This is a genomic window from Bradyrhizobium sp. RD5-C2 (assembly GCF_019972155.1).
Taxonomy (GTDB): Bacteria; Pseudomonadota; Alphaproteobacteria; order Rhizobiales; family Xanthobacteraceae; genus Bradyrhizobium.
This window is the reverse complement of record NZ_BOVL01000019.1, coordinates 226,629-250,421: the sequence shown is the minus strand read 5'-3', so window position 1 is coordinate 250,421 and position 23,793 is coordinate 226,629. Positions and strand designations below refer to the sequence as shown.

Sequence of the window (23,793 nt, the reverse complement as noted above, 5' to 3'; positions counted from 1 at the left end):
AACCGACCATCAATTCATCGGCCCCGCAGAGCGCGGCGAGCGGCGCTTGTGTTTTGCGGCGGGCGCGGCGGGCTCCGGCGTCGCATCCTTCACGCCGCCGATCCTGCGCAGCGCGGCATCGGCGGCGCGCTCGCCGCTCTCCCAGGCGCCATCGACCGTGCCCCACAGCGTCTCATGCGTGGCCTCGCCCGCGAGGTACATCGCGCCGATCGGCTCGGACAGGATCCTGCGGGAAAACTGCGCGCCGGGTACTGCGGCCGACATCGCGCCGAGGATGAAGGGCTGCGCATTCCAGCGCGTCGCGCTGGTCTTCTTCACGGCGGCGCCGACCTCGCTCCCGTAGAGCTTGGTCAGCCATTCCACCGCGAAAGCAGTCATCGCCTTCTCGCCCTGCGCCGACAGGTCGCGGCCGAACGAGCCCGCGACGTCGATCGTGCATAGTGAGGAGCCCGCGATATTGCCGTACAGCAGCGCCGTCTTGGTCGAATTGCTCTGCTCGATGATGACGTCGTCGCGCGACAGCCCGAGCGGATTGCCGAGGATCTGCAACGCGATGCGATCGTAGCTGCCGAGAGCCAGCTTGGCGGCGGCGTCGAGCGTGCGCTTCGGAATCTCTGGCGCAAACTTGATGTTGCCGCTCGCGAGCACGTTGCTCGACACCGTGACGATGGCGGCGCGCGCGGTGATCTTGCCAGAGGGCGTCTCGACCACCACGTCGCGATTGCTCCACAGGACGCGCTGCGCCGGCGTCGACAGCGCCAGCGGAAGCCCATCGCCGAGTTTTGCGATCAGCGCGCCGAGCCCCTGGCGGCAAGCGATCGCGGTGTTGCGATCCTGCGCGCGCACCTTGTCGACGGCCGAAAGGTCCTTCAGATCCCTGCCGCTGAAATTGGCGCCGAGCAGGAATTCCGCGGTGCCCGCCCAATCGCCGAGATCCTTCGGCATTGCCGCAGCGCAGGCGATATCGGCCTTGCGCGAGGCGTCGTCGATGGCGCGATTGGCGCGCACCAGCGCCGCCAGAAACTCCTCGGTCTCGCCGGGGCGGGCGTAGCGGCGGCCGATGCGAATCTTCTGGCCCGCGGGCGCCGTGACGATGTCGAGACCCGCAGAGCGCGCCAGCCGGATCATCGGATTGGTTTCGGGATTGTGCATCCAGCGCGCGCCGCGGTCGAACGGCACGTCGAAGGTCGATGCATCGGTCTGGCAGCGCCCGCCGACCTGGCCGGACGCCTCCACCACGATCACCTTGCGGTTCGCGGCGGCGATCCGCCGCGCGGCGGCAATGCCCGCGGCACCCGCACCGATCACGACGATGTCGGCCTCGCGCGGCAGCGGCGCAGCGACAACCCGGCCGCCCAGCACGGGCGCCAGCGCGAGAGCTGCGGACGCCGACAGGAAATCGCGGCGGGTCACTGTCATAACTTAGCTTCTGGCATGGTTTCCGGGGACTTGCGGAGAATGGGAACGCTTCGCGAACTGTGCCGCATCTCACCGACCGCAGCAACCATCATGGTAAATCAATCATGATTGATCCGCCGATGGCATGAACTAAATTGCAACGGCTTGCGACCATGATTAAGTGAAGAGAAGCGGTCGTAGAACCGCTGGGGGGAATCCATGGGCGTAATGCTCGATACCGTCGGTAAATGGATCGCGGGGTACCTGTCGAAGGAAGTGCCCGGCTACGAGCCGTTCACGCCGAGCGACCCGGACCATCTGCGGAGCATCATGCAGCCCGGCGATGTGCTGCTGGTCGAAGGCAACAACCGGATTTCCGGCATCATCAAATACCTCACGCAATCGACCTGGTCGCATGCCGCGCTGTTCGTCGGACCGATCGACGGCGCGTTCGAGCCTGACGGCGAACAGCATGTGCTGATCGAGGCCAATATCGGCGAAGGCGTGACCTCGGCGCCGCTGTCGAAATACCTGTCCTATCACACCCGTCTTTGCCGCCCGGTCGGGCTGTCCTTCGAGGACCGCACCACGGTGTGCCGCTATGCCATCAACCGCATCGGCTTCGGCTACGACACCAAGAACATCGTCGATCTCGCGCGTTTCCTGTTTCCGCTGCCGATCCCGCAGCGCTGGCGTCGCCGCATGATCGCGTTCGGCTCCGGCGATCCGACCAAGATCATCTGCTCGGCGCTGATCGCGCAGGCGTTCGACGCCGTGCGCTATCCGATCCTGCCCAGGATCACGCGCGCCGCCAGCCGCAAGGCGCGCCGCGAGATCCTGCACATCCGCGACTCCTCGCTCTACATGCCGCGCGACTTCGACATCTCGCCCTATTTCGAAGTCGTCAAACCCACCATCGTGCACGGTTTCGACTACACGGCCCTGCACTGGGCCGACAAGCAGAAGCCGCTCCAGGAGGTAGCCGGCGAATTCAGTGTGTTTCCAGAACATAAGTCGCCGCCGCTTGTTCCTGAAGCGATTGACCAAGAGGCGGCGCTTCCGGCTGCGGAAGTGACCGCGGCAGAAACCGCACCGGTGTGACAGCCACAGGCGTCAGGCTCGACATGTCGAGCGCTGACCGCCTCGACACCGATCTGGAATCGGTCTCGTCATCCGGCTTTGCCGTTGAGTTCTCGTGCTCGCATCACTAGGGTGCGCGCGCTTCAAGCATGCTTTCATTCGGTAGTTTTACGGTGCTTTCGTTCATCAGTTTCTCGGCGACGGCTGCCGCGTCGGAGAAGGACCCGGCGCGCTGGCGCCGTCCATTGATCAAATGGCTGGAGGGAATCGAGACCGGGTGGTCGATCCCGATTCTGCTCATCCTCTTCGTCGCGGTCTGGACCTCGTATCTCGTCATCGCCTATCTGGGCGCCGGCCTGCATCCGGACGTGATCGAGACCTGGACGCTCGGCCGGCATCTCGCGTGGGGATACCCCAAGCATCCGCCGTTGATGGGCTGGATCACGCGGGGATGGACCACGGTTTTTCCCCTGACCGACTGGTCGCTGCAGCTGATGGCGATGGTCAACGCCGCGGTGGCGCTATGGGCGGTCGACCTGATCGCCCGCCGCTTTGTCCGTGGCGAGAAGCGGGTGATCGTGCTGCTGCTGTTAATGCTGCTGCCGGTCTATCAATTCCATGCCCAGCGCTTCAACGCGAACACGGTGCTGCTGGCGGTCTGGCCGATGGCAACTTACTGCTTCCTGCGCGCGTTCGAGGCGCCGAGGCAGCTCGGCTGGGCGATCGCAGCGGGCGCGGCCTGCGCAGTGGCGATGCTCGGCAAATATTATTCGATCTTCCTGGTCGCAAGCTTCGTCTTTGCTTCCGTGCTGCATCCGGATCGCCGCCGCTATCTGCTGTCGGCCTCGCCCTGGATCTCGGCGCTGGCCGGCATACTCGTGCTTGGCCCGCATCTGCACTGGCTCGCTACGACGGGAGCAACGCCGTTCGACTATGCGCTCGCGCATGCCGGCGCTGATCATGTCGCCGCGCTGTGGGAAGTCTCCTACTTCATCATGGGCCTGATTGCGGCGCTCGCGATCCCGGCGATCACCTGGGTGTTTATTGCCGGCCCGCGGCTGGCGCAGCTGCCTGCCGATTTCCGCGCGATGAACCGAGGGCTCCGCCTGCTGCTGCTGGTCGCAATCGGGACCATCCTGTTTCCGGTGATCGTCTCGCTCGCGATCGGCACCGACCTGCCCTCGCTCTGGGCGGTGCAGGGTCTCTTCCTGTTCGTGGTTCTGATCGTGTGCGCAACGAGCTACCCGATCGAGCGCTTCTACGCGGTCAACCTCACCGTCATGGTGGCGGGTATCGCCGTTCTCGCGGTCGTCGTCGGCGCGCCGATCCACGCCCTCTATCGCAGTGCTTACGGCTATGAGGAAGGCCGCGACTTCTATCATGCAGCCGCAACCGAGCTCACTGCGCGATGGCGCGACGCAGCCGGGACGCCGCTCGCCGCCGTCAGCGGCGACGATGCGCTTGCCTTCGCTGCCGCCTTCTACAGCCCGGATCATCCGCGCTACGCCCGGCCGTTCGCCTATCAGTACACCTGGGGATTGCCGCGCAAGACCACGCTCGATCGCGGCTGGGCCGCGTTGTGCTTCGCCGACCAGCCGGATTGCTTGAGCTGGATGGGTCGCACAACGTTGCGCGCGACCGACGTCTTTCGCTCCGAGTTCGACGCCCAGGCGACACTGCTGGGCAGGCCCGGCCGGACACGGCGGGTCGTGATGCTGATCGCACCGCCTTCTCGCGAGACACCCCCCGCGCAGCCCGAAGTCGAGGACTTCAGCTCGATCCGCCGCGCGCGCGACTGATCAGAACGTCGCTGCCAGCGTCACCGCAAGCGTGGGTATCGGCACGACCGAGAGCGTGTCGCTACGCCGCCTTCGCCTTGGCACCGCGCGGCAGGCCGGCGCGGGCGAGGCCGCCGTAGAGCTGCTCGTTCGGCATCTCGGCTTTCAGGATCGCGCGCACCTCGACCAGGCGGTCGAGATCGACGCCGGTCGGAAATCCCTTGCTCTCGCAGAGGAAGACGAGATCCTCGAACACGACATTGCCGGTGGCGCCCGGCGCGAACGGGCAGCCGCCGAGGCCACCGAGCGAGCCGTCGAGCACACGGGCACCTTCATCGAGCGCGGCGGAGGCGTTCGCGATACCCATGCCGCGGGTGTCGTGCAGATGGACGCAGACCGGCTTGGAGCCCGCGATCTTGACCGCGCCGCGCGTCAGCTCGCCGACCTGCTTCGGCCCGGCATAGCCGACGGTATCGGCAATCGCGACCATGTCGACGCCGACCTCGTAGAGCTTCTCCGTGAGGCGCAGCACTTCCTTCGGATCGACCGCGCCGACGATCGAGCAGCCCAGTCCCATCGAGATCGCGGCATTGACCAGCGGCTTGTGTGCGCTGGCGTCGCGCAGCTCGCAGAGGCGCTTGATGTTTGCGATCGCCGACTCGCGCGAGCGGTTGGCATTGGCCTGGCTGTGCTCCTCGGTCGCAGATACCACCGAGGCGATCTCGGCGACACCGGAGGCCAGCGCCTCGTTGACGCCGCGCTCGTTTAGCGCCAGCGCGACACCGTGCGTGCCCGGCAGCGCGGCAATTGTCGCTACGATGTCGCGGACGTCGACGAATTGCGGAAAGGTCTTGGCCGGCAGGAACGAGCCGACCTCGAAATGCCTGACGCCGGCGGCATATTCGTCGCGCACCCAGCGCTGCTTCGCCGCGGTCGACGGGAATGTCTTCACGAGCTGCAGACCGTCGCGCAGGCCGACCTCGCGCAAGCTCACCTTGTCGTTGGGATAGATATCGTGGACCCGGGTCATGTCAGCCTCACGCAGCGTTTCCGGTTGATGAAATCTTCTGTTGTGCGAGCTCGGCGCGGATCGCATCGGTATCGGCGCCAAGCACCGGCACTTTCAGGCCTTCGCCGATGTTGCTGCCGTTCCATTCGACCGGCAGCGCCGGAACGCGGAACGGCTTGCCGTCGGCATTGATGGTGTTGACGAGCCCGCCGGGCCGCAACACATGCGGATCCCGCAGCAGATCCTCCGGCCGGTTGATCGGCGAGAAGCAGATGTTGAGCGCGTCGAGCCTCGCCGAGAGGTCGGCCACGTTCCAGCCCTTGATCACCTCGGCGACGCGCGGAATGATGCGGTCGCGTGCCATGATCCGGTCCGTGGTCGAGCGCAGCGTCGGATCGTCGGCGAATTCCGTCAGGCCGAACTCGCGGCAGAAGCTCTGCCAATGGCCTTCGGTGACGACCCCGATGAAGATGCGGTCGCCGCCGGCGGCATCGAAGATGTCGTAGATCGGCCAGGCATGCTCGCGTTCCGGCATCGAGCGCGGCTTGCGCCCGGTCATCTCGTACTCGACCATGTGCTGGGCGACCAGGAACAGGCAGTTCTCGAACAGGCCGATGCGGATATCGGCGCCATTCCTGTCGCCGCCCCGCTTCTGATAGAGCGCGGCGAGGATGGAGATCACCCCGAACATGCCGCCCATGATGTCGTTGGCGGAAGAGCCGACGCGCTGCGGCTTGTCGCGGGTGCCGGTCATCGCCGCGAGGCCCGACATCATCTGCACGACCTCGTCGAGCGCCGGGCGATGATCGTAGGGCCCGGAGAGAAAGCCCTTGTGGCCGGCGATGATCAGATGCGGATATTTCGCGCGCAGCTCTTCAGGCCCAAGCCCCTGCTTGTCGAGCTGGCCGTCGCGAAAATTCTCCAGGAACACGTCGGCGCCGGCGAGCAGCCGGTGCATCGTGTCGCGATCGTCGGGCTTGGCGAAATCGAGCACGACGCTGCGCTTGCCGCGGTTGAACAGCGGAAAGAACGACACGCCCATGCCGCCGAGCGAGCGGGTCTTGTCGCCGGCGGGAGGCTCGACCTTGATCACCTCGGCGCCAAGTTGCGCCAGGATCATCCCGCAGGTCGGCCCCATCACCATGTGGGTCATCTCGACGACCCTCACGCCTTCCAGCGGCAGTCCGCTCCCGGTCATCGGTTTCTCCGTGCTCGTTGCGTTCGTTTTGACTGATCGGCGCAGGTTAGGCTTCCGCACGCTATCTGAAAAATATAATCTGTCGAATAGTGCATTCGTCGTTCTAGAACGCAGAACCCCAATGGATTCGCGCCAGCTCCGCTATTTCATCGCGGTTTACGAGCAACGCAACCTGTCGCGGGCGGCGGATCAGGCCAATGTCGCGCAATCCGCGCTCAGCCACCACATCGCCAATCTCGAGGCGGAATTCGCCACGCCGCTGTTCGAGCGCAAGCCGCGCGGCATGGAACCGACCGCGGCGGGCGAGCGACTTTATGAGCATGCCCGCATCATCCTGCGCGCGATGGCGGCGGCCGAGCGCGAGATCAAGGAAGGCGGCAGCGCCATTGCCGGCGAGATCTCGATCGGCATGGCCAATTCCGGGATGAAGGCGATCGGCGTGCCGCTGATGCGGACCGTGCTGGCGAAATATCCCAACCTGAAGCTGTCGCTGACAGAAAGCCTCTCCGGCGCGACGCTGCTGCATCTGATGAGCTCGGATGTCGACCTCGCGCTGGTCTACAATCCGCCCTCGGAAAAGGATTTGATCGCCGAGCCGGTGCTGGAGGAGCAGATGTTCTGCGTCGGCACCGAGAAGCTGATCGGCAAGAAGGGACCGATCACGTTCGAGCAGCTGGCCCAGCTGCCACTGATCCTGCTGCGGCACGGGCTGTCGGCCCGCGCTTTGCTGGACGACCCCGTGCCGCTGAAGCGGCTGGAGGCCAACGCCATCCTGCACCTCAATTCGACCAGCGGCATGATTGGTGCCTTGACCGCGGGTCTCGGCTGCACGATCGCGACGACGCACTTCGTCAGCGAGCCGTTGAAAGCGCGCTTGCTGGTCGCACGCGAGGTGATCGAACCCAGGCTGAGCCGCACGCTCTATCTCTGCCGCTTGCGCAACCGGCCGATGACCTATGCGATGGAAGAGATGTGCCGGCTGATCCGCTCCCTGATCGCCGAACAGGTCGGGCGCGGCGCGTGGGAGGCAACGCTGCTGATCTAAAAGCGCTTTCAAGCGCGTCAAAAACAGCGCTATCGAAAATATCGAACGATCCCTTCGATATGTTCGTCTGGATTTCTGGCACCCGGCTGCCAAACATGCGCAACCGGCACGCTTTCGCAAGAAAGGCGGCCGCTGGACCATCCCGGGAGGACCATCATGAGCGCCGTCGAACTCGGCTCGGTTGCCGATCTTGCCAACACGACAAGCGGGCCGGACCAGATCTCGCGGCGCCTCGAGGGGCTGCCGACCTCCGGCTATGTCTGGCGGCTGGTGATCCTGCTTTCACTCGGCGGCTGCTTCGAGATCTACGATCTGTTCTTCACTGGCTATATCGCGCCGGGCCTCGCCCGCAGCGGGCTGATGACCACGACGACGCAGGCCTTCTTCGGCTTCTCAGGGATCGGCGCCTTCGTCGCGGCGACCTTCGCCGGCCTGTTTATCGGCACCTTCTGCCTCGGCTTCCTCGCCGATCGCTACGGCCGCAAGGCCGTGTTCACGTACTCGCTGCTGTTCTACAGCGCGGCGTCGGTGATCATGGCGTGCCAGACCACCCCCGGCGGCGTGCTGTTGTGGCGCTTCATCGCCGGTATAGGGATCGGCATCGAGGTCATCACCATCGACGCCTACATCACCGAGCTGGTGCCGAGCTGGATGCGCGGCCGCGCCTTTGCGATCAACCAGGCGGTGATGCTCTCGGCGGTGCCGATCGTCGCCGCGCTGTCGTGGTGGCTGGTGCCGCTCTCGCCTTACGGCATCGACGGCTGGCGCTGGGTGGTGCTGATCGGTGCCGCCGCCAGCATGATCATCTGGGTGCTGCGGCTCTACGTGCCGGAAAGCCCGCTCTGGCTGGCCCGGCACGGCCGCCTTGCCGAGGCCGAGACAATCATGCGGAGGCTCGAGGCCTCATCGCCGACGGCCGCGCCGCGCCCGGCCGTTAAAGCCTCAATGGCGCCGGCACATCCGGCGGTCGAAACCGGCTATACCGATTTGTTCCGGCCGCCCTACGCTTCGCTCGTCGTGCTCTTCATGATCTTCAATCTATGCCAGGCGTTCGGCGTCTACGGCTTCTCCAACTGGGTTCCGGCGCTGTTGGTCGAGAAGGGCATCAACGTCACCAAGAGCCTGCAATATTCTTTCATCATCGCCTTCGCCTATCCGCTGGCGCCGCTCCTGGCCGCAACCTTCGCCGACCGTTTCGAGCGCAAATGGATCATTTGCGGCGCGGCCGCCGCGATCTCGGTGTTCGGCCTCGCCTTCGCGCAGCTCACCGAGCCGGTGCTCCTGATCGCCAGCGGCGTGCTGGTGACCGGGGCCAACATGACGCTGTCCTACGCCTATCACGCCTACCAGACCGAGGTGTTCCCGACTGCGATCCGGGCCCGCGCGGCGGGCCTCGTCTATTCGATGAGCCGGCTCAGCGCGACGTTCTCCGGCTTCATCGTGGCGTTCATGTTGAAGGAGGCCGGCGTCAGCGGGGTGTTCGGCCTGATCACCGCGGCGATGGTCATCGTCATCATTACGATCGGTGTCTGGGGACCCAACGTCCGCGGCAAGCCGCTCGACGCCTAAGCGCTTCTTGACGCAAAGCGGCGTCGGCACCGCATCGAATGCCGGCGGACTTCGCCCAAAAACGCTGTGACCGCGACACAGGCGGCACTTGCCGAAGCCATATTGGGTGGCTACCTCTCGCTCGTCATTTTGCAGAGGTAACCCGGTCATGTTCGATGCCGCCGTCAAGGCGCTTTCGCAAATCCTGTCGCCGCCGATGCGCACGATCCTGTGGCGTTCGATCGGGCTTGCGCTGGTGCTGATCATCGTGCTCGCGATCGGGTTGCAGCGGCTGCTGAGCTGGTTTGCCGACACTGGCGAGGTCTGGGCCGAAGGCATGCTCGGCCCCAACTTCCATTCCACCCTGCATGTGCTGTCCTGGGTCATCTCGATCTCGGCGGGCCTCGGCGTCGTGCTCGGCGGCATCTTCCTGATGCCCGCGATCACCTCGCTGGTGGCAAGCCTGTTCGTCGACGACGTCGCCGACCATGTCGAGCGCGAGCACTATCCGGCCGACCATCCCGGCACGGCGCTGCCGGTGACGCTGGCGACCATCGAGGGCGTCAAGACGGCGCTGCTGACGATCCTGGTCTACCTGGTCGCGCTGCCGTTCGTGCTGTTCGCGGGCGCGGGCTTCATCATCTTCTTCATCGCGACGGCCTGGCTGCTCGGCCGCGAATATTTCGAGCTCGCCGCGATGCGCTTCCGCTCGCCAGAGGATGCCAAGGCGATGCGCAAGGAGAATGCGGCAACCGTGTTTACCGCCGGCCTGTTCATCGCCGCCTTCGTCTCGATCCCGATCGTCAATCTGGCGACGCCGCTGTTCGGGATGGCCTTCATGGTCCACATGTACAAGCGGCTGTCGGGCCCGCGGCGCGAATTGATCGAGCCGGCGCGGCGAAGCAACGTGCCGACGATCTAGCTCGCATCCCGAGGCACCTGCACCGATGCAGGCATCCGATCGCGCGCGAATAACACCAGCAGCAGCCCGACGATCGCGACGCAAGCGAGCATCGCCCATGCCTCGTTGACGCTGAGGGCGAGCGATGCCCGCTCGACCAGCGGCCGGATAAACGCCACCGTCGCGTCATCAGGCGGACCCGGCGGGCGGTTGATCAGCAACATTGGATCGAGGCCGATCGCCTGTGCGGCGTTGAGATCACCTGCCAGCAGGCGTGCACGAAAGTCCTCACCATAAATTGGGCTTCGGCCATACAGGATCGTATCGATCAAGGCGATCCCGATCGCGCCACCCAGATTGCGCATCAGGTTGAACAATCCGCTGGCGTCGGCAACCTCCGCCTCCGGCAGAGTGCCCAACGCAATGCGTGTCGGCGGCAGCAAACAGAACATGATCGCGACACCGCGTATGATCTGCGGCCAGAACATTTCGCCGAAATCCGCGGTGCGCGGCTGAAAGGCACTCAAGCCGAGGCCGAGCGCGAACAAGGCGAAGCCTGTCGCAGTCAACAGGAGCGCGCCGACGCGACTTTCGAGGATTGCCGCCAGCGGCGCGGCGATCAGCTGCGCAACCCCCGTGACCAGCATGATGGTGCCGATCTCGAAGGCATCATGACGGCGGACGAAGCCGAGGAACACCGGCATCAGATAGGTCGATCCATATAGGCCGATGCCGAGGCAGAAGCTCAGGGCGCAACCGATCGCGAACGAACGCCGCCTGAACAGGGTCAATCGCGCGATCGGATGCGCCGCGCGGAGCGTGCGCCGGATCAGCAGCGCGATCCCGGCAACGCTTCCGATCAGCAGGCTGAGGCAAGGCATCGAGGCCCAGCCGCGCTGCGGCGCTTCCTTCAAACCGACCATGAGGCTTGCGAGCGCCGCCGCGAGCAGGACCAGCGACCATGTGTCCAGTCTGGCGAACGCGCGGAGATTCACGCTCTCTTTCGGCAGCAGCAATGGCGTGACCGTGGCCGCAATCGTTCCTGGAACCGGGTTGATCAGGAACAGCCACGGCCACGACCACGTCTGCGTGATCCAGCCGCCGACAACAGGTCCAACCGTCGGTGCGAGCACCGCGACGACGCCGCCGATCGTAGTCGCCACCGCATGAAGCCGCGCCGGAAACAGCGTGAACACGGCGGAGAACACCGCGGGGATCAGGACGCCGCCGGAAAATCCCTGCAGCACGCGAAACACCAGCAGCACGGCAAAGCCGCCACTGAAGGCGCAGCCGACCGAGGCTATGGTGAACACGCTCACGGCGATCGCGAACAGCCATCGGAGCGACAGCGCATGGGTGAACAATCCGGTCAGCGGGATCGCGATCACCTCGGCGATCAGATAGGCGGTCTGGATCCAGCTCATCGCGGAAGGCGAGATCGCGAGCGCGCGCTGGATCGTCGGCAGCGAGGTTGCGACGACCTGGATGTCGAGGATCGCCATGAACATGCCGAGGCACATCAGGAGGAAGCCGGCCCAGGTCGCCGCCGACGGGCTGTCGGCGCGATGCTCCGCCCGGGCGCTCATGGCGTGCTGACGCGCGGCCAGTCCGCAACCGAGAGCGCGCGGCTCTCGGTGCGAATCCGGATCGCAAGCACCGCGAGATTGAGCACGGTGAAGAGCAGCGCCAGCACCGGCAGATGCAATGCGAGCGGGAGCAGCGCGATCTCGCCGACGACGACGGCATAGTTTGGATGCGGAAAATATCGGTACGGCCCGGATGCGACCAGCGGCGCGCCCGGTAAGACGATGATCCGCGTGGTCCATCGCGGTCCCAGCGCAGCGAGGATCCACAGCCGTAAGCCTTGCAGCGCCAGAAAGGCCGCGAGCGCCGCCAGGTTGACATCCTGGTTGCGGCCCCAGATCCACAGCGCGGTCAGCCAGCCGGCGTGAACCAGCACAATGAGCGGGTAGTGCCTGGCGCCGACCTCGATCGCGCCTCGCGCCAGCAGCCGCTCCGTGTTGCGACGTGACAGCACGAGCTCGCCGAGACGCTGCAAGGTGACCAGCGCAAGGATGACCGAAGCGAAGCTCATGCCGCGTGCCTGAGCGCAACGCAGCTGAGCGTGAAGCCGGGCCCGAGCGCCGTGAGCAGCGAGCGCGGCGGCAAGCCCTTGGCGCGGGCGCGTTCGAGGACAAAAAGAACCGTCGGGGCCGACATGTTGCCGCACGCCGCGATGACGTCGCGTTCGTGATCGAGCGTGCCCTGATCGAGCGCGAGCGCCCGCTCCAGCGCGGCGATGACCTTGGTGCCGCCGGGATGGCAGAGGAAGCGATCGATATCACCGGCCGTCAGCTCCATCCGTGCCAGGATTTCGGCAACGGCCGCTCCAACATGGTCGCGGACGAAATCCGGAATGGTGCGCTGAAAGACGACGCCGAATCCTTCCGGATCAACCGTCCAGCCCATGATGCCGAGCGTATCCGGCCACAGCTTTTCGCCGGCCGCCTCGATCCGCGTCGCACCGCCGTCGCCGGCGCGCAGCACGATCGCAGCGGCGCCATCGCCGAACAGGCTGGCGGCGACGATATTCGCCTTGGTGAGCTCATCGTGGCGGACCGCGAGCGTGCAGAGCTCGAGCGCAACCAGCAGCACGTTCGCACCGGGCTGCGCCTGCGCCAACCGCGCCGCGATCGACAGGCCCGACACGCCGCCCGCGCAGCCGAGGCCGAACACCGGCACGCGCGACACGTCGGTCCGCAGGCCGAGTTGGCCCGCGACGCGCGCCTCCAGCGTCGGCGTGGCGATGCCCGTCGAGCACACCGTGACCACGACATCGATGTCGCTGCCGGTCAGGTCCGCACGGGCAATCGCCTTGCGGGCGACATCGACGAACAGCGCTTCCGCGCCTTCCAGGAACGCCCGCGTCCGCTCCGGCCAGCCGCGCCGTTCGAGATACCATTCGATCGGCTTCACGCCGTAGCGATGCTGGATGCCGGTGTTGGCGAACAGGCTGGAGAGCGTCTCGAATTCGGGATAGCGGTCGGCCAGAAGGTCGCGCGCGGCCTGCAGGATCTGTCCCTGATGGAACAGATGTGGTGGAACCGCCGTCGCCATGGAAACAAGCGCGGCCGTCTGCTTGGTCTCGATCATCGTGGCTCCCGTTCCCCCGCTTGTGGAACCACGCGACGTGCAAAATATTTCAGGCGCCCGCGAGATAGCTGAGGCGCCGCATTCACTATAAATTGACCCCGGCAACGGAAGCCGCCGGCGATATCCGCGCAAATCAGGACGCGGCGACGTCGGGCTTGCGCAGCACGTTCTTCACGAAGCCGAGCGGCACCGGCGACAGCGGACCTTGCGGCGCGCGCGTGATCAGGGCGACCAGGAACAGCGCCAGGATCGCGATCCAGAAGCACAGCCAGAAGCCGTCAATGTAGGCGAGCGTGTTGGCTTCGCGCTGCACGAGGGCCGCGAGCGTGCCGATGGCACGTCCCGTCGCCGCCCCGATGCCATGGCCGGAGAATTCACCCGCCAATCGCTTCAGCAGGTTCACGACGTCGACAGCGCCGCCCTGGACGTGCTGGCCGAGATAGTTCGAATGGATCTGCTCGCGGACGCGCAGCCAGGTCCCCATCAGGGCGATGCCGATCTCGGCGCCGCCGAGCCGCATGATCTGGATATAGGCCGCGAATGCCGTCGCCCGCGACGGATCGGAATTGGACAGCGCCATGATGATGATCGGCAGCAGCGTTAGCGCCTGCCCGACCGACGTGAGCAGCACGATGCCGACGAAATCCTCGCGCGCCCAGACATGGCTAAGCTGCGTGCCCCAGAGATTGGCGGCCGCGAATGCCGAGAACCCGAGCACCACGACGATGCGGGGATCGAGGTGACGCAACAGGACAATCGAGATCGGCACCAGCACGAACATCGGCAGCGCGCCGTAGGTGAACAGCAGCGTGCCCGACTGCTCCGGCCGCAGCGCGCTGACGGCGCCGAGGAAATTCGGCACCAGCGACGAGTTCGACAGGCTGGTCAGCGTGTACAGCAGGATGACGATCAGCGAGAGCCCGATATTGCGCGAGAACAGTACGTTGAAATGCGCCCACGGCCGGCGCGCGACCGTCTCGTTGATCATGAAGGCGACGATCAACAGCCCGCCCCCGATCAGGAGCGCCATCACGGTGCCCGACGACAGCCAGTCCAGCCGGTTGCCTTGATCGAGCCCGGCATAGACCATCCCCAGGCCGGCGCCGAGCAGCAGCATGCCGCCCCAATCGGCATGGTGCAGCAGGTCGCGATTGATCGGCTCGTTCGGCGTGCCGAGATAAACCATCAGCCCCATCAGCGGCGCGACCACGACGCCCTGCCAATACAGCCACTGCCAGCCGAGGTGCTCGACATAGAATCCGACCAGCGAGCTCGACGTATCCAGCGCGAAGCCGACACGGATCGAATACATCGCGATCGCCGGCAGCCACCAGCGGATCGGCAGGTTGCGCAGGATGATCATCAGCGTCGCCGGCACGAAGGTGCCGAGCAGCATGCCGTGGGCGATGCTGAGTGCGATCAGCGCCGTGTAGTCGTGCACGAACGGGATGGTCAGCGAGACCATGGCATAGATCAGGCTCGGAATGCCGAGCACGCGCCGCAGGCCGAACGCGGTGGCGAGCCAGGCCACCGCGGGCGCGATGAATATCTGCGAGCCGATCGCAGCGGTCGAGAGCCAGGCGCCCTCGTCGAAGGTGAGCGAGAACGCGCCGCGAAGGTCGGGCAGGCCAACCGAGGTCAGGCGGCTGTCGAAATTCGCCAGGAACGCGCCGAGCAGCACGGCAACGACGGCGAACACCGGATAACGCGCGACGTCGCCGCGCGAAACCGGACCGCTGTTACGGTCGTCATTTTCCGCCATTGGCGACCGCCTCGCCGGTGTTGATCCGCGTGACCACCGACATGCCCGGCAGCAGGCGCTCGAGCAACGGCTGGCCCTTGTCGAACTGGATACGCACCGGGATACGTTGCACCACCTTGGTGAAATTGCCGGTGGCGTTGTCGGGCGGCAGCAGCGCGAATTGCGATCCGCTCGCCGGCGCGATGCGCTCGACGACGCCGCGCAGCGTCTGGCCGGAGAACGTATCGACGGTGACCTCGACCGGCTGGCCCGGCTTGACGTTGGTCAGCTGGGTTTCCTTGTAGTTGGCGATCACATAGACGTTCGGCAGCGGCACGACGTTGATCAGATTGGTGCCGATGTTGACGTAATCGCCCGGCTGCACCTGACGCTCGCCGGTGACGCCGTCGAACGGCGCGACGATCCTGGTGTAACCAAGCTTGAGCTTGGCCGATGCCAGCAGCGCCTTGGCGGCGTCGAGATCGGCGGCGCGTTGCTTCTTGGTGCCCTGCAGGACCTCGAGCTGATGGCGCTGCGCAGCGATCACCGCACGGCTGGCCTGCACGTCGGCCTCCGACTTGGCATAGGATGCGGTCGCCTGCTCGAGCCGCTGCCGCGTGCCGGCGTCGGTTTGCGACAGCGATTGCTGACGCTCCTGCTCCTGGCGCGCCAGGGTCTGCTGCGCCTCCGCCGACAGCCGCGAGGCCTCGGCTTGCGCGATGGTCGCATATTGCAGCTCGACCTGGTTGTTGAGGTTGTCGAGCGCGGCCTGCGCGCCGACCACACCCGCCTCGGCCTGCGCGACCTGCGCCTGGTAATCGGCAGGATCGATCTGCACCAGCAGATCGCCGGCCTTGACGCGCTGGAAATCGGAGATGGCGACCGTGAGCACTTCGCCGGACACGCGGCTCGAAAGTTGGGTCAACTCGGCGCGCACATAGGCATCATTGGTGGTCTGGATGGTGGCACTGCCGACCCAGGCGTCCCAATGCGTGGTCGCCACCGCGACGAACACAAGCGCAGCCAGCACCGCAAACAGCGGGATGGCGAAACGGCTCCAGAAGCCGCTCGGCGCAGGCTGCGGCTTGGCTGGCGTTGTCGCGGGTGCGGGCGCGGTCTGGCTGACCTGTGACGGACTGTCTTGAACCTGCTCTGTCACACCACACTCCCGTCAGTCACACCCGGAACGCCGGACAACCTGCCAGCACATGATGATGATCATGCCTTAGACGGTCTTCTCCGGCCACCGGCAAAGATCATTGATCAGACATACGTCGCAACGCGGATTGCGGGCGAGGCAAGTATAGCGGCCATGCAGGATCAGCCAGTGATGGGCGTGCAGCATGAACTCGGTCGGGATCACCTTCTCCAATCCCAGCTCGACCTCGAGCGGCGTCTTGCCGGGCGCGAGACCGGTGCGGTTGCCGACGCGGAACACATGGGTGTCGACCGCCATCGTGTGCTCGCCGAACGCCATGTTGAGCACGACATTCGCGGTCTTGCGGCCGGCGCCGGGTAATGATTCGATTTCGGCACGGGTGCGCGGCACCTCGCTGCCGAATTCGGCAATCAGCTTCTCGGACAGCGCGATGACGTTCCTGGCCTTGTTGCGATAGAGCCCGATGGTCTTGATGTAGTCGCGCACTCTGTCTTCGCCGAGCTCAAGCATCTTCTCCGGCGTGTCGGCGATCGCAAACAGCGCCCGCGTCGCCTTGTTGACGCCGGCGTCGGTCGCCTGCGCCGACAACACCACGGCCACCAGCAGCGTGTAGGGGTTGAGATGCTCGAGCTCGCCCTTCGGCTCGGGATTGGCTTTTCGGAACCGGTCGAAGGCCTCGTAGACCTGCTCCGCCGTCCATGGCTTTGGTTTTGCAACCTTCTTGGCGGCCTTGGTCGCCGGCTTCTTCGCCGCGCGTTTGGGCAGCGGCTTTGCCGCTTTGGCGGCTTTCTTCTTCGGCGCGGACCGAACGCTTGAGGTGCTCGCGCGTTGAGAGCGGATGATTTTGGCCATGAACGGGATATACTGACACGTCATGACCGCAGGCAACGACTTTGATCCGGGCGAAGACCCCAGGGCCGATGACCTCGACGTCGATGCGCCCGAGGCGGAGCCGAAACTGTTCTCGGCGCTGCTGACGCCGCACCGCTCGCTGAATCGCACCGGCTTCATCGTGCTGATGTCGTTCGTCACCGTGGTCAGCTTCATCGCCGGCGCGGTGTTCTGGTGGCTCGGCGCCTGGCCGATCTTCGGTTTCTTCGGCCTCGACGTGCTGGTGATCTACTGGGCGTTCAAGGTCAATTTCCGCTCCGCCAAGGCGAGCGAGGAGATCACCGTCACGCCGTCGGAACTGCGGGTGCGCAGGATCAGCCACCGCGGCCATGTGGCCGAGTGGGTGCTCAATCCGCTCTGGGTGCGGTTCGAGCAGATCTCGCACGAGGAGTTCGGCATCGAACGGCTTTACCTGGTGTCGCGGGGCCGCCGGGTCAGCGTCGGCAGCTTCCTGAGCCCGGACGAAAAGGCGAGCTTTTCCAAAGCGTTGACCGCGGCGCTGAACACCGCGAAGCGCGGCCCGACTTACAATCCCATCGCTTGATCGAGCTTGTCAGAAATCGGGTGGTTTGGACGCGCCATGGCTCCTAAATCAGACACCATGATGACACTCGCCATACACGACCAGCGCCTGGCCAAGCCGGGCCTCCAGAGCGCCGCGCTGCGCGACTACGACTCGGTGCGGCGCGCCATCGCGTTCATCTCGGAGCACTGGCGCACGCAGCCGACCATCGAAGCGATGGCCGATGCCGCCGCCGTCACGCCGGATGAACTGCACCATCTGTTCCGCCGCTGGGCCGGGCTGACGCCGAAGGCCTTCATGCAGGCGCTGACCCTGGATCACGCCAAGAACCTGCTGCGCGATTCCGCCAGCGTGCTCGACGCGGCACTCGACTCGGGTCTTTCGGGCCCGGGACGGCTGCACGATCTGTTCGTCACGCATGAGGCGATGTCGCCCGGCGAATGGAAGACCGGCGGCGGCGGCATGACGCTGCGCTTCGGCTTCCACCCCTCGCCATTCGGCACCGCGATCGTGATCGCAACCGACCGCGGGCTCGCAGGCCTTGCCTTCGCTGACCCCGGCGACGAGCAGACGGCGTTTGCCGACATGAAGCGGCGCTGGCCGAACGCGACCTTTGTCGAGGACACCGACGGCACCACCGCATTGGCCCAGCGCGTGTTCGATACGAAGTTGTGGCGGGCGGACCAGCCGCTGCGCGTCGTCTTGATCGGTACCGACTTCGAGGTGCGGGTTTGGGAAACGCTGCTCAAGGTCCCGATGGGCCGCGCCGTGAGCTATTCCGACATCGCCACCAAGATCAGCAATCCGAAGGCCTCGCGCGCCGTCGGCGCCGCAGTCGGCCGCAATCCGGTGTCGTTCGTGGTGCCCTGCCATCGCGCCCTCGGCAAGAGCGGCGCGCTGACCGGCTATCACTGGGGCATCACCCGCAAGCAGGCGATGCTGGGCTGGGAAGCCGGCCAGGTGGGATTGCACTGACCTTCCTTAGCCGGGCGCTCACACTCTCTCACCGTCACCCTGAGGAGCGCGAAGCGCGTCTCGAAGGGTCGACGGCCCGGCTGGTGGCCGTGCATCCTTCGAGACGCGCTTCGCGCTCCTCCAGCGACAAAGGCAAAGCCTTTGCGCGGGGATGACGGGTTGAGCGGTTGAGCGTTCTCTAAGCCGCGAGATCGACTTTGGATGCGACAGTGGAATCGGCGTTGAGCCGATAGACCACCGGCGCGCCGGTCGCGAGTTCGCGCTTGAGGATCTGCTCCGGCGAAAGCTTCTCCAGCACCATGATCAGCGCGCGCAGCGAATTGCCGTGAGCGGCGATCAGCGTGCGCTGGCCACGCAGCACGCCCGGCAGGATCTCCTGCACGTAATAGGGCAGCGTACGCGCCAGCGTATCCTTCAGGCTCTCGCCGCCGGGCGGCGGGACGTCGTAGGAGCGGCGCCAGACCAGGACCTGGTCCTCGCCCCACTTCTTGCGGGCGTCGTCCTTGTTGAGGCCCGAGAGATCGCCGTAGTCGCGCTCATTGAGCGCGAGATTCTTCGTGGTCGGCAGTCCGGTCTGGCCGATCTGCTCCAGCATCAGCTTCAGCGTGTGCTGCGCGCGGGTCAGGTCGGAGGTGAAGGCAACGTCGAAAGACAGGCCCTGCGCCTTCAGCTTGCGGCCGGCGTCCTTGGCTTCGGCGATGCCCTGCTCGGTGAGATCGGGATCCTTCCACCCGGTGAACAGGTTCTTCAGATTCCATTCGCTCTGACCGTGACGAACGAGCACAAGAAGACGATCACTCATTTCAGATTCCGTTTTCGCTTGGCTGGGTTTTATTTCGTCGGGTGGTTTCAGTCGTTCAACCCGAGCACGTCGGTCATCGAATACATGCCGGGCTTCTTGCCGTGCGCCCACAGCGCCGCCTTCAGCGCGCCCTGCGCGAACAGCGCGCGATCCTCGGCATGATGCGACAGCGTGATGCGCTCCGAAGGGCCGGCAAAGATCACGCTGTGATCGCCCGCCGCGGTGCCGCCGCGCAACGACGCAAAGCCGATATCGCCGGCGCGCCGCGCCCCGGTCAGGCCATCGCGGCCGCGCGCCGAATGCTGCTCCAGCGCGATCTTGCGTCCCGCAGCCGCAGCTTCGCCGAGCATCAAGGCGGTGCCCGACGGCGCATCGATCTTGGACTTGTGGTGCAGCTCGAGAATTTCGATGTCAAAGCTCTGGTCGAGCGATTGCGCGACGCGCTTGACCAGCGCGGCAAGCAGATTGACGCCGAGGCTCATATTGCCCGACCTCACCACAATGGCGCGGTTGGTGACGCTGCGGATCACGGCATCGTCGGACTGCGACAGGCCGGTGGTGCCGATGACGTGAACCAGGCCGCGCTCGGCCGCGATCGCGACATTGGCGATGGTCGCGGCCGGTACGGTGAAATCCAGGATGCCGTCGGCGGCCGCCGACATCGACCACAGATCGGCCGACAGCTTGACGTCGTTGGCGGGAAGGCCGGCGAGCACGCCGGCGTCCTTGCCGAGCAGCTCCGAGCCCGGTGCTTCCAGCGCGCCGACCAGCACCGCCCCCGGGGTTTCGGAAATCACCCGCGTCAGCGTGCGGCCCATCCGGCCGCCGGCTCCCGCAACAATCAGACGCATGTCAGCCATGGCTCACCTCTCACCGCCGTATAAAGCATGAACCGGCAAAGGGGAAACCGGTTTTCCGGCGCGACAAACGCGGAACGCATTTGCGCGGGGATCATGCTCAAACGGCGATCGGCGGCGGCTGTTCCGGGCAACCGAACCGGCGGCGGCCCGATGTGCAGGCCTACGGGCTGTCGTGCCCCTCGATGATGATCAGGTCGGCGATCGAGTGCGGCTGCCGCACCTTGATGTTGGCCTGGTATTCCGGCGATTGGTAGCAAGCGAGCGCGGTCGCGTAATCGGGAAATTCGATCACGACGTTGCGCGAGCGGCTCTGGCCCTCGACGCCAGTGAACTTGCCGCCGCGCACGATGAACTTGCCGCCGAATTTCTGGAAGATCGCCGGGTTGGCCGCCATGTAGGGCTTGTAGCCCTCCTCATTGTGAACGTCGACGCGTCCGATCCAGTATCCCTTCGCCATCTCTATTCTCCCTTGTTGTTGGTTCAGGCGAGCGCCTGGGCGATCTCGGTGTGAATGGCTTCGGCCGCGGCCTTCGGATCGGCGGCTTCCATCACCGGACGTCCGACCACCAGATAGTCAGCGCCGGCGGCAATGGCACGGGCCGGCGTCATGATGCGCTTCTGATCGCCGGTCGCCGAGCCCGCGGGGCGAATGCCAGGGGTCACCAGGTTCATCTGTTTGCCCACGATCTTGCGCAAGGCGCCGGCTTCCTCAGGCGAGCTGACGATGCCGTCGACACCGAGCGCCTGTGCCTGCCTGGCGCGCGCTTCGACGAGATCGGAGACGTTGAGGCGATAGCCCGCCGCGTGCAGGTCGCTGTCATCGTAGGACGTCAGCACCGTCACCGCGAGGATCTTCAGGCCCGAACCCGCGCGCGCCTCGACCGCCGCCTTCATGGTCTGCGGATAGGCATGCACGGTGAGAAAGGTCGCGCCGAGAGCGGCGACGCTTTCGACCCCGCGCGCCACCGTGTTGCCGATGTCGTGCATCTTGAGATCGAGAAAGACCTTCTTGCCGCTGCCTGCGAGCTGCTTCGCCAGCGTAAGGCCGCCGGCGTAACCGAGCTGATAGCCGATCTTGTAGAAGGTGACGCTGTCGCCGAGCCTGTCGATCATCGCCTCGGCGCTGGCGACCGACGGCAGATCGAGCGCCACAATCAACCGGTCTTTTGGAGCGATCTTGGCTGGCTGCATGTCACCTCACATCATGCGTTGGGAATGGTCGATCAGCTGCCGCACCAGCGCCCGCATCGTGTCGATGTCGGCCTGGTGCTTTAGACGATCCATGTCGTCATAGGCCTGCTCGGCGAATGACAGCGCGAGCTGGTTCGGGATCACGGCGGCATGGCACGCCGTCAGGATCAAGCGCAGCGCCGCCAGCGCACGCGTGCCGCCGAGTCGGTTGCCGGATGCCGCCGCGATCGCGAAGGCGCGGCCGTGGAACACCTGGCCACGAGTCTCGTGCGGATCCTGCACGCGGCTCACCCAGTCGATCGTGTTCTTCACCAGCGCCGGCACCGAGGAGTTGTATTCCGGCGTCACGATCAGCACGCCATGATGGGTGCCGATCATCCGCTTCAGATTGACGGCGTGCTGCGGCACGCCCGATTTGGCCTGCAGATCGCCGTCATAGATCGGCAGCGGAAAATCGCCGAGCGAGATACGGGTGACGTCGGCCCCGAGCTGTGCGACCTCATGCGCCAGCACGGCGGCGAGCTTCGCATTGAGCGACCCTGATCGCAGCGATCCGGGGATCACGAGGATTTTCAGCGCGGACATTTCGAAATCGCGGTTAGGGCACGCGCCCGGCGCGACAACGCAGGGCGGTCAGCCCTTGCGATACACCCAGACCCGCGCGGGCGGAAGGTTCATCCAGATCCGCTCGGACGCTTCTGTGGACACGCCGGGCAGTGACTTCGGAATCGGCGGCGCCACCGAATAGGTGAACTGGACGAACGGCGCACCGGGCGCGAGGGCCAGGAAAGCGTCGCGGACCAGCTTCAGGCGGGTCAGCATCGGCTTGGTAACCAGCGGCAGGCCGGAGACCACGGCCGACGCCGGGGACTTCATGACGTCCCACAGCGTATCGCGCAGCCTGTAGGCGTCGCCCTGGACCACCTTGGCCTGCGGATAGCGTTCGCGCAGCAGCGCACAGAAGCCGGGATTGTACTCAACCAAGACGAGACGCTTTTGATCGACGCCATGCTCGATCAGCGCATTGGTGATCGCACCGGTGCCGGGTCCGAGTTCGACAACCGGTCCTTCGGACTCGGGATCGACATATTGCGCCATGGTGCGTGCAAGCAGCCGCCCGGACGGCATCACCGCGCCCATATGCAGCGGCTTCTCGATCCATGAACGGAGAAATCGAACCTCGTCGTCGAGACGGAGGGGCTTCTTCGACGCACGCACGGACGATTGCAGAGGCATGTCGCTACCAGGCGGGACCGCGCACAATCGAGCGGTTGTCAGAAAACAGTCATAAACACGTATAGATCGAAGTCGCTACGGTCAAGCATAACGACTGCGGCTAGACGGTGCGGCTTCCGAAGAAGTCCTTGACCTTAGAGAAGAAACCCGCTGCCTCCGGTTGAGTTGCGCCGGACGAGAGTTTTTCGAACTCCATCAGCAATTCTTGCTGCTTCTTGGTCAGATTCTGCGGCGTTTCGACCACAACCTGTACATACATGTCGCCGGTCTGGCGCGAACGGAGCACCGGCATACCCTTTGATGCGATGCGGAATCGGCGGCTGGACTGGGTCCCGGCCGGCACCTTCACCTTGGTCTTGCTCTTGTCGATGGTCGGCACCTCGAACTCGCCGCCGAGGGCAGCGGTGACCATCGAGATCGGCACGCGGCAGTGCAGGTCGGCGCCGTCGCGCTGGAAGAACTGGTGCGTGGTCAGCGACAGGAAGATGTAGAGGTCGCCGGGCGGACCGCCGCGGACACCGGCCTCGCCTTCGCCGGCGAGACGAATACGGGTGCCGTCCTCGACGCCCGGAGGAATGTTGACCGACAGCATGCGCTCGCGCGTCACCCGGCCGGACCCGGCGCAGGAGGCGCAGGCGTCCTCGATCATCTGGCCGCGGCCCTGACAGCCGGGGCAGGTCCGCTCCAGCGTGAAGAAGCCCTGGGCCTGCCGGATACGGCCGGCGCCGCCGCAATGCGAGCAGGTCTTCGGCTTGGTGCCGGCCTTGGCGCCGGTGCCGGAGCAGGATTCGCAAGTGACCGAGACCGGGATCTCGATCTGCGCGGTCTTGCCCTGGAAGGCCTCCTCGAGCGTGATCTCCATGTTGTAGCGCAGGTCGGCACCGCGTTCGCGGCCGCCGCTGCCGCGGCGCTGCCCGGCCATGCCGAACAGATCCTCGAAGATGTCGGAGAAGGAGGAGGCGAAGCCGGCGCCGAAGCCGGGACCGCCACCGCCCATGCCCTGCTCGAAAGCGGCATGGCCGAAGCGGTCATAGGCGGCGCGCTTGTCGCCGTCCTTCAACACCTCATAGGCTTCGTTGATTTCCTTGAACCGGACCTCGCTGCTGGCGTCGCCCGGGTTCTTGTCCGGATGCCATTTCATCGCGAGCTTGCGGAAAGCCGATTTGAGCTTGGTCTCGTCCGCGTTCCGCTCGACCTCGAGGGTCTCGTAGTAGCAGCGCTTGGTGGACATACTTCAATTCCGTCCGAAGTTCGTCGCGATCGTCAAGGATTGCGCCTGTCTGGAAGATGCAGCGATCGCCTTAA

General features: G+C 65.4%; 23 protein-coding genes. 7 read left to right on the top strand and 16 right to left on the bottom strand.

Annotated elements, in window-relative coordinates; translation table 11 throughout:
• Window positions 1-9: 9 nt before the first annotated feature.
• Complete coding sequence (locus BraRD5C2_RS22210; protein WP_223971468.1) at window positions 10-1,419, bottom strand: flavin monoamine oxidase family protein; 1,410 nt, start codon at window positions 1,417-1,419, stop codon at window positions 10-12.
• A 198-nt stretch (window positions 1,420-1,617) separates the two neighbouring features.
• Here BraRD5C2_RS22210 and BraRD5C2_RS22205 point away from each other — a divergent pair, with 198 nt between their 5' ends.
• On the top strand, window positions 1,618-2,499 hold the full coding sequence (locus tag BraRD5C2_RS22205; RefSeq protein WP_223971467.1) for a YiiX/YebB-like N1pC/P60 family cysteine hydrolase: 882 nt from the start codon (window positions 1,618-1,620) through the stop codon (window positions 2,497-2,499).
• A gap of 128 nt (window positions 2,500-2,627) precedes the next feature.
• Window positions 2,628-4,277, top strand: a complete 1,650-nt coding sequence (locus BraRD5C2_RS22200; protein WP_223971466.1) for a glycosyltransferase family 39 protein — start codon at window positions 2,628-2,630, stop codon at window positions 4,275-4,277.
• A gap of 61 nt (window positions 4,278-4,338) precedes the next feature.
• Here BraRD5C2_RS22200 and BraRD5C2_RS22195 read toward each other — a convergent pair whose 3' ends face one another.
• A complete protein-coding gene (locus BraRD5C2_RS22195) occupies window positions 4,339-5,286 on the bottom strand; it encodes a beta/alpha barrel domain-containing protein (RefSeq protein ID WP_223971465.1) in 948 nt (315 codons plus the stop codon).
• Window positions 5,287-5,293: 7 nt separating this feature from the next.
• The gene (locus BraRD5C2_RS22190) at window positions 5,294-6,463 is read right to left on the bottom strand and encodes a CaiB/BaiF CoA transferase family protein (RefSeq protein ID WP_223971464.1); all 1,170 of its coding nucleotides are present in this window, start codon (window positions 6,461-6,463) and stop codon (window positions 5,294-5,296) included.
• Between the two features lie 121 nt (window positions 6,464-6,584).
• Here BraRD5C2_RS22190 and BraRD5C2_RS22185 point away from each other — a divergent pair, with 121 nt between their 5' ends.
• The 3 genes from BraRD5C2_RS22185 to BraRD5C2_RS22175 all read left to right on the top strand — a co-directional run bounded on the left by BraRD5C2_RS22185 (window position 6,585) and on the right by BraRD5C2_RS22175 (window position 9,978).
• Window positions 6,585-7,508, top strand: coding sequence for a LysR family transcriptional regulator (locus BraRD5C2_RS22185; protein WP_223971463.1), 924 nt, complete (start codon window positions 6,585-6,587; stop codon window positions 7,506-7,508).
• Between the two features lie 156 nt (window positions 7,509-7,664).
• On the top strand, window positions 7,665-9,077 hold the full coding sequence (locus tag BraRD5C2_RS22180; RefSeq protein ID WP_223971462.1) for an MFS transporter: 1,413 nt from the start codon (window positions 7,665-7,667) through the stop codon (window positions 9,075-9,077).
• A 148-nt stretch (window positions 9,078-9,225) separates the two neighbouring features.
• Window positions 9,226-9,978, top strand: a complete 753-nt coding sequence (locus BraRD5C2_RS22175; RefSeq protein WP_223971460.1) for a sulfate transporter family protein — start codon at window positions 9,226-9,228, stop codon at window positions 9,976-9,978.
• Here the strand turns inward: BraRD5C2_RS22175 and BraRD5C2_RS22170 are convergent.
• From BraRD5C2_RS22170 to nth, 6 genes are all read right to left on the bottom strand, one after another.
• Complete coding sequence (locus BraRD5C2_RS22170; protein ID WP_223972521.1) at window positions 9,975-11,477, bottom strand: DHA2 family efflux MFS transporter permease subunit; 1,503 nt, start codon at window positions 11,475-11,477, stop codon at window positions 9,975-9,977. The genes BraRD5C2_RS22175 and BraRD5C2_RS22170 overlap by 4 nt on opposite strands.
• 62 nt (window positions 11,478-11,539) lie before the next feature.
• Complete coding sequence (locus BraRD5C2_RS22165) at window positions 11,540-12,052, bottom strand: isoprenylcysteine carboxyl methyltransferase family protein (RefSeq protein ID WP_223971458.1); 513 nt, start codon at window positions 12,050-12,052, stop codon at window positions 11,540-11,542.
• A complete protein-coding gene (locus BraRD5C2_RS22160; protein WP_223971456.1) occupies window positions 12,049-13,110 on the bottom strand; it encodes a type III polyketide synthase in 1,062 nt (353 codons plus the stop codon). Before BraRD5C2_RS22160 ends, BraRD5C2_RS22165 begins: the two co-directional genes overlap by 4 nt.
• Window positions 13,111-13,243: 133 nt before the next feature.
• Window positions 13,244-14,872, bottom strand: coding sequence for an MFS transporter (locus BraRD5C2_RS22155; protein ID WP_223971453.1), 1,629 nt, complete (start codon window positions 14,870-14,872; stop codon window positions 13,244-13,246).
• Window positions 14,859-16,010, bottom strand: coding sequence for an HlyD family secretion protein (locus tag BraRD5C2_RS22150; RefSeq protein WP_223971452.1), 1,152 nt, complete (start codon window positions 16,008-16,010; stop codon window positions 14,859-14,861). Before BraRD5C2_RS22150 ends, BraRD5C2_RS22155 begins: the two co-directional genes overlap by 14 nt.
• A 66-nt stretch (window positions 16,011-16,076) precedes the next feature.
• Window positions 16,077-16,862: an endonuclease III gene (nth, locus tag BraRD5C2_RS22145; protein ID WP_223971450.1), complete on the bottom strand. Its 786-nt coding sequence runs from the start codon at window positions 16,860-16,862 to the stop codon at window positions 16,077-16,079.
• A gap of 22 nt (window positions 16,863-16,884) precedes the next feature.
• Between nth and BraRD5C2_RS22140 the strand changes: the two genes are divergently transcribed.
• Window positions 16,885-17,445, top strand: a complete 561-nt coding sequence (locus BraRD5C2_RS22140) for a DUF2244 domain-containing protein (protein WP_223971448.1) — start codon at window positions 16,885-16,887, stop codon at window positions 17,443-17,445.
• A gap of 57 nt (window positions 17,446-17,502) precedes the next feature.
• Window positions 17,503-18,399 carry a methylated-DNA--[protein]-cysteine S-methyltransferase gene (locus BraRD5C2_RS22135; protein ID WP_223972519.1) on the top strand — a complete coding sequence of 299 codons (897 nt, stop codon included), beginning with the start codon at window positions 17,503-17,505 and terminating at the stop codon, window positions 18,397-18,399.
• 178 nt (window positions 18,400-18,577) lie between these two features.
• On the opposite strand, the gene BraRD5C2_RS22130 is transcribed toward BraRD5C2_RS22135, so the two are convergent.
• The 7 genes from BraRD5C2_RS22130 to dnaJ all read right to left on the bottom strand — a co-directional run bounded on the left by BraRD5C2_RS22130 (window position 18,578) and on the right by dnaJ (window position 23,719).
• Complete coding sequence (locus BraRD5C2_RS22130) at window positions 18,578-19,201, bottom strand: 2,3-bisphosphoglycerate-dependent phosphoglycerate mutase (protein WP_092120934.1); 624 nt, start codon at window positions 19,199-19,201, stop codon at window positions 18,578-18,580.
• Between the two features lie 47 nt (window positions 19,202-19,248).
• Window positions 19,249-20,061 carry a 4-hydroxy-tetrahydrodipicolinate reductase gene (dapB, locus tag BraRD5C2_RS22125; protein WP_223971446.1) on the bottom strand — a complete coding sequence of 271 codons (813 nt, stop codon included), beginning with the start codon at window positions 20,059-20,061 and terminating at the stop codon, window positions 19,249-19,251.
• A 160-nt stretch (window positions 20,062-20,221) separates the two neighbouring features.
• Complete coding sequence (locus BraRD5C2_RS22120; protein WP_057020363.1) at window positions 20,222-20,518, bottom strand: DUF1330 domain-containing protein; 297 nt, start codon at window positions 20,516-20,518, stop codon at window positions 20,222-20,224.
• Window positions 20,519-20,541: 23 nt separating this feature from the next.
• A complete protein-coding gene (gene pyrF, locus BraRD5C2_RS22115) occupies window positions 20,542-21,252 on the bottom strand; it encodes an orotidine-5'-phosphate decarboxylase (RefSeq protein WP_223971444.1) in 711 nt (236 codons plus the stop codon).
• 6 nt (window positions 21,253-21,258) lie between these two features.
• On the bottom strand, window positions 21,259-21,837 hold the full coding sequence (locus BraRD5C2_RS22110; RefSeq protein WP_223971443.1) for an NADPH-dependent FMN reductase: 579 nt from the start codon (window positions 21,835-21,837) through the stop codon (window positions 21,259-21,261).
• Window positions 21,838-21,885: 48 nt separating this feature from the next.
• Window positions 21,886-22,488, bottom strand: coding sequence for a class I SAM-dependent methyltransferase (locus tag BraRD5C2_RS22105; protein ID WP_097671376.1), 603 nt, complete (start codon window positions 22,486-22,488; stop codon window positions 21,886-21,888).
• A gap of 100 nt (window positions 22,489-22,588) precedes the next feature.
• On the bottom strand, window positions 22,589-23,719 hold the full coding sequence (gene dnaJ, locus BraRD5C2_RS22100) for a molecular chaperone DnaJ (protein ID WP_223971440.1): 1,131 nt from the start codon (window positions 23,717-23,719) through the stop codon (window positions 22,589-22,591).
• Between the last annotated feature and the right edge of the window lie 74 nt (window positions 23,720-23,793).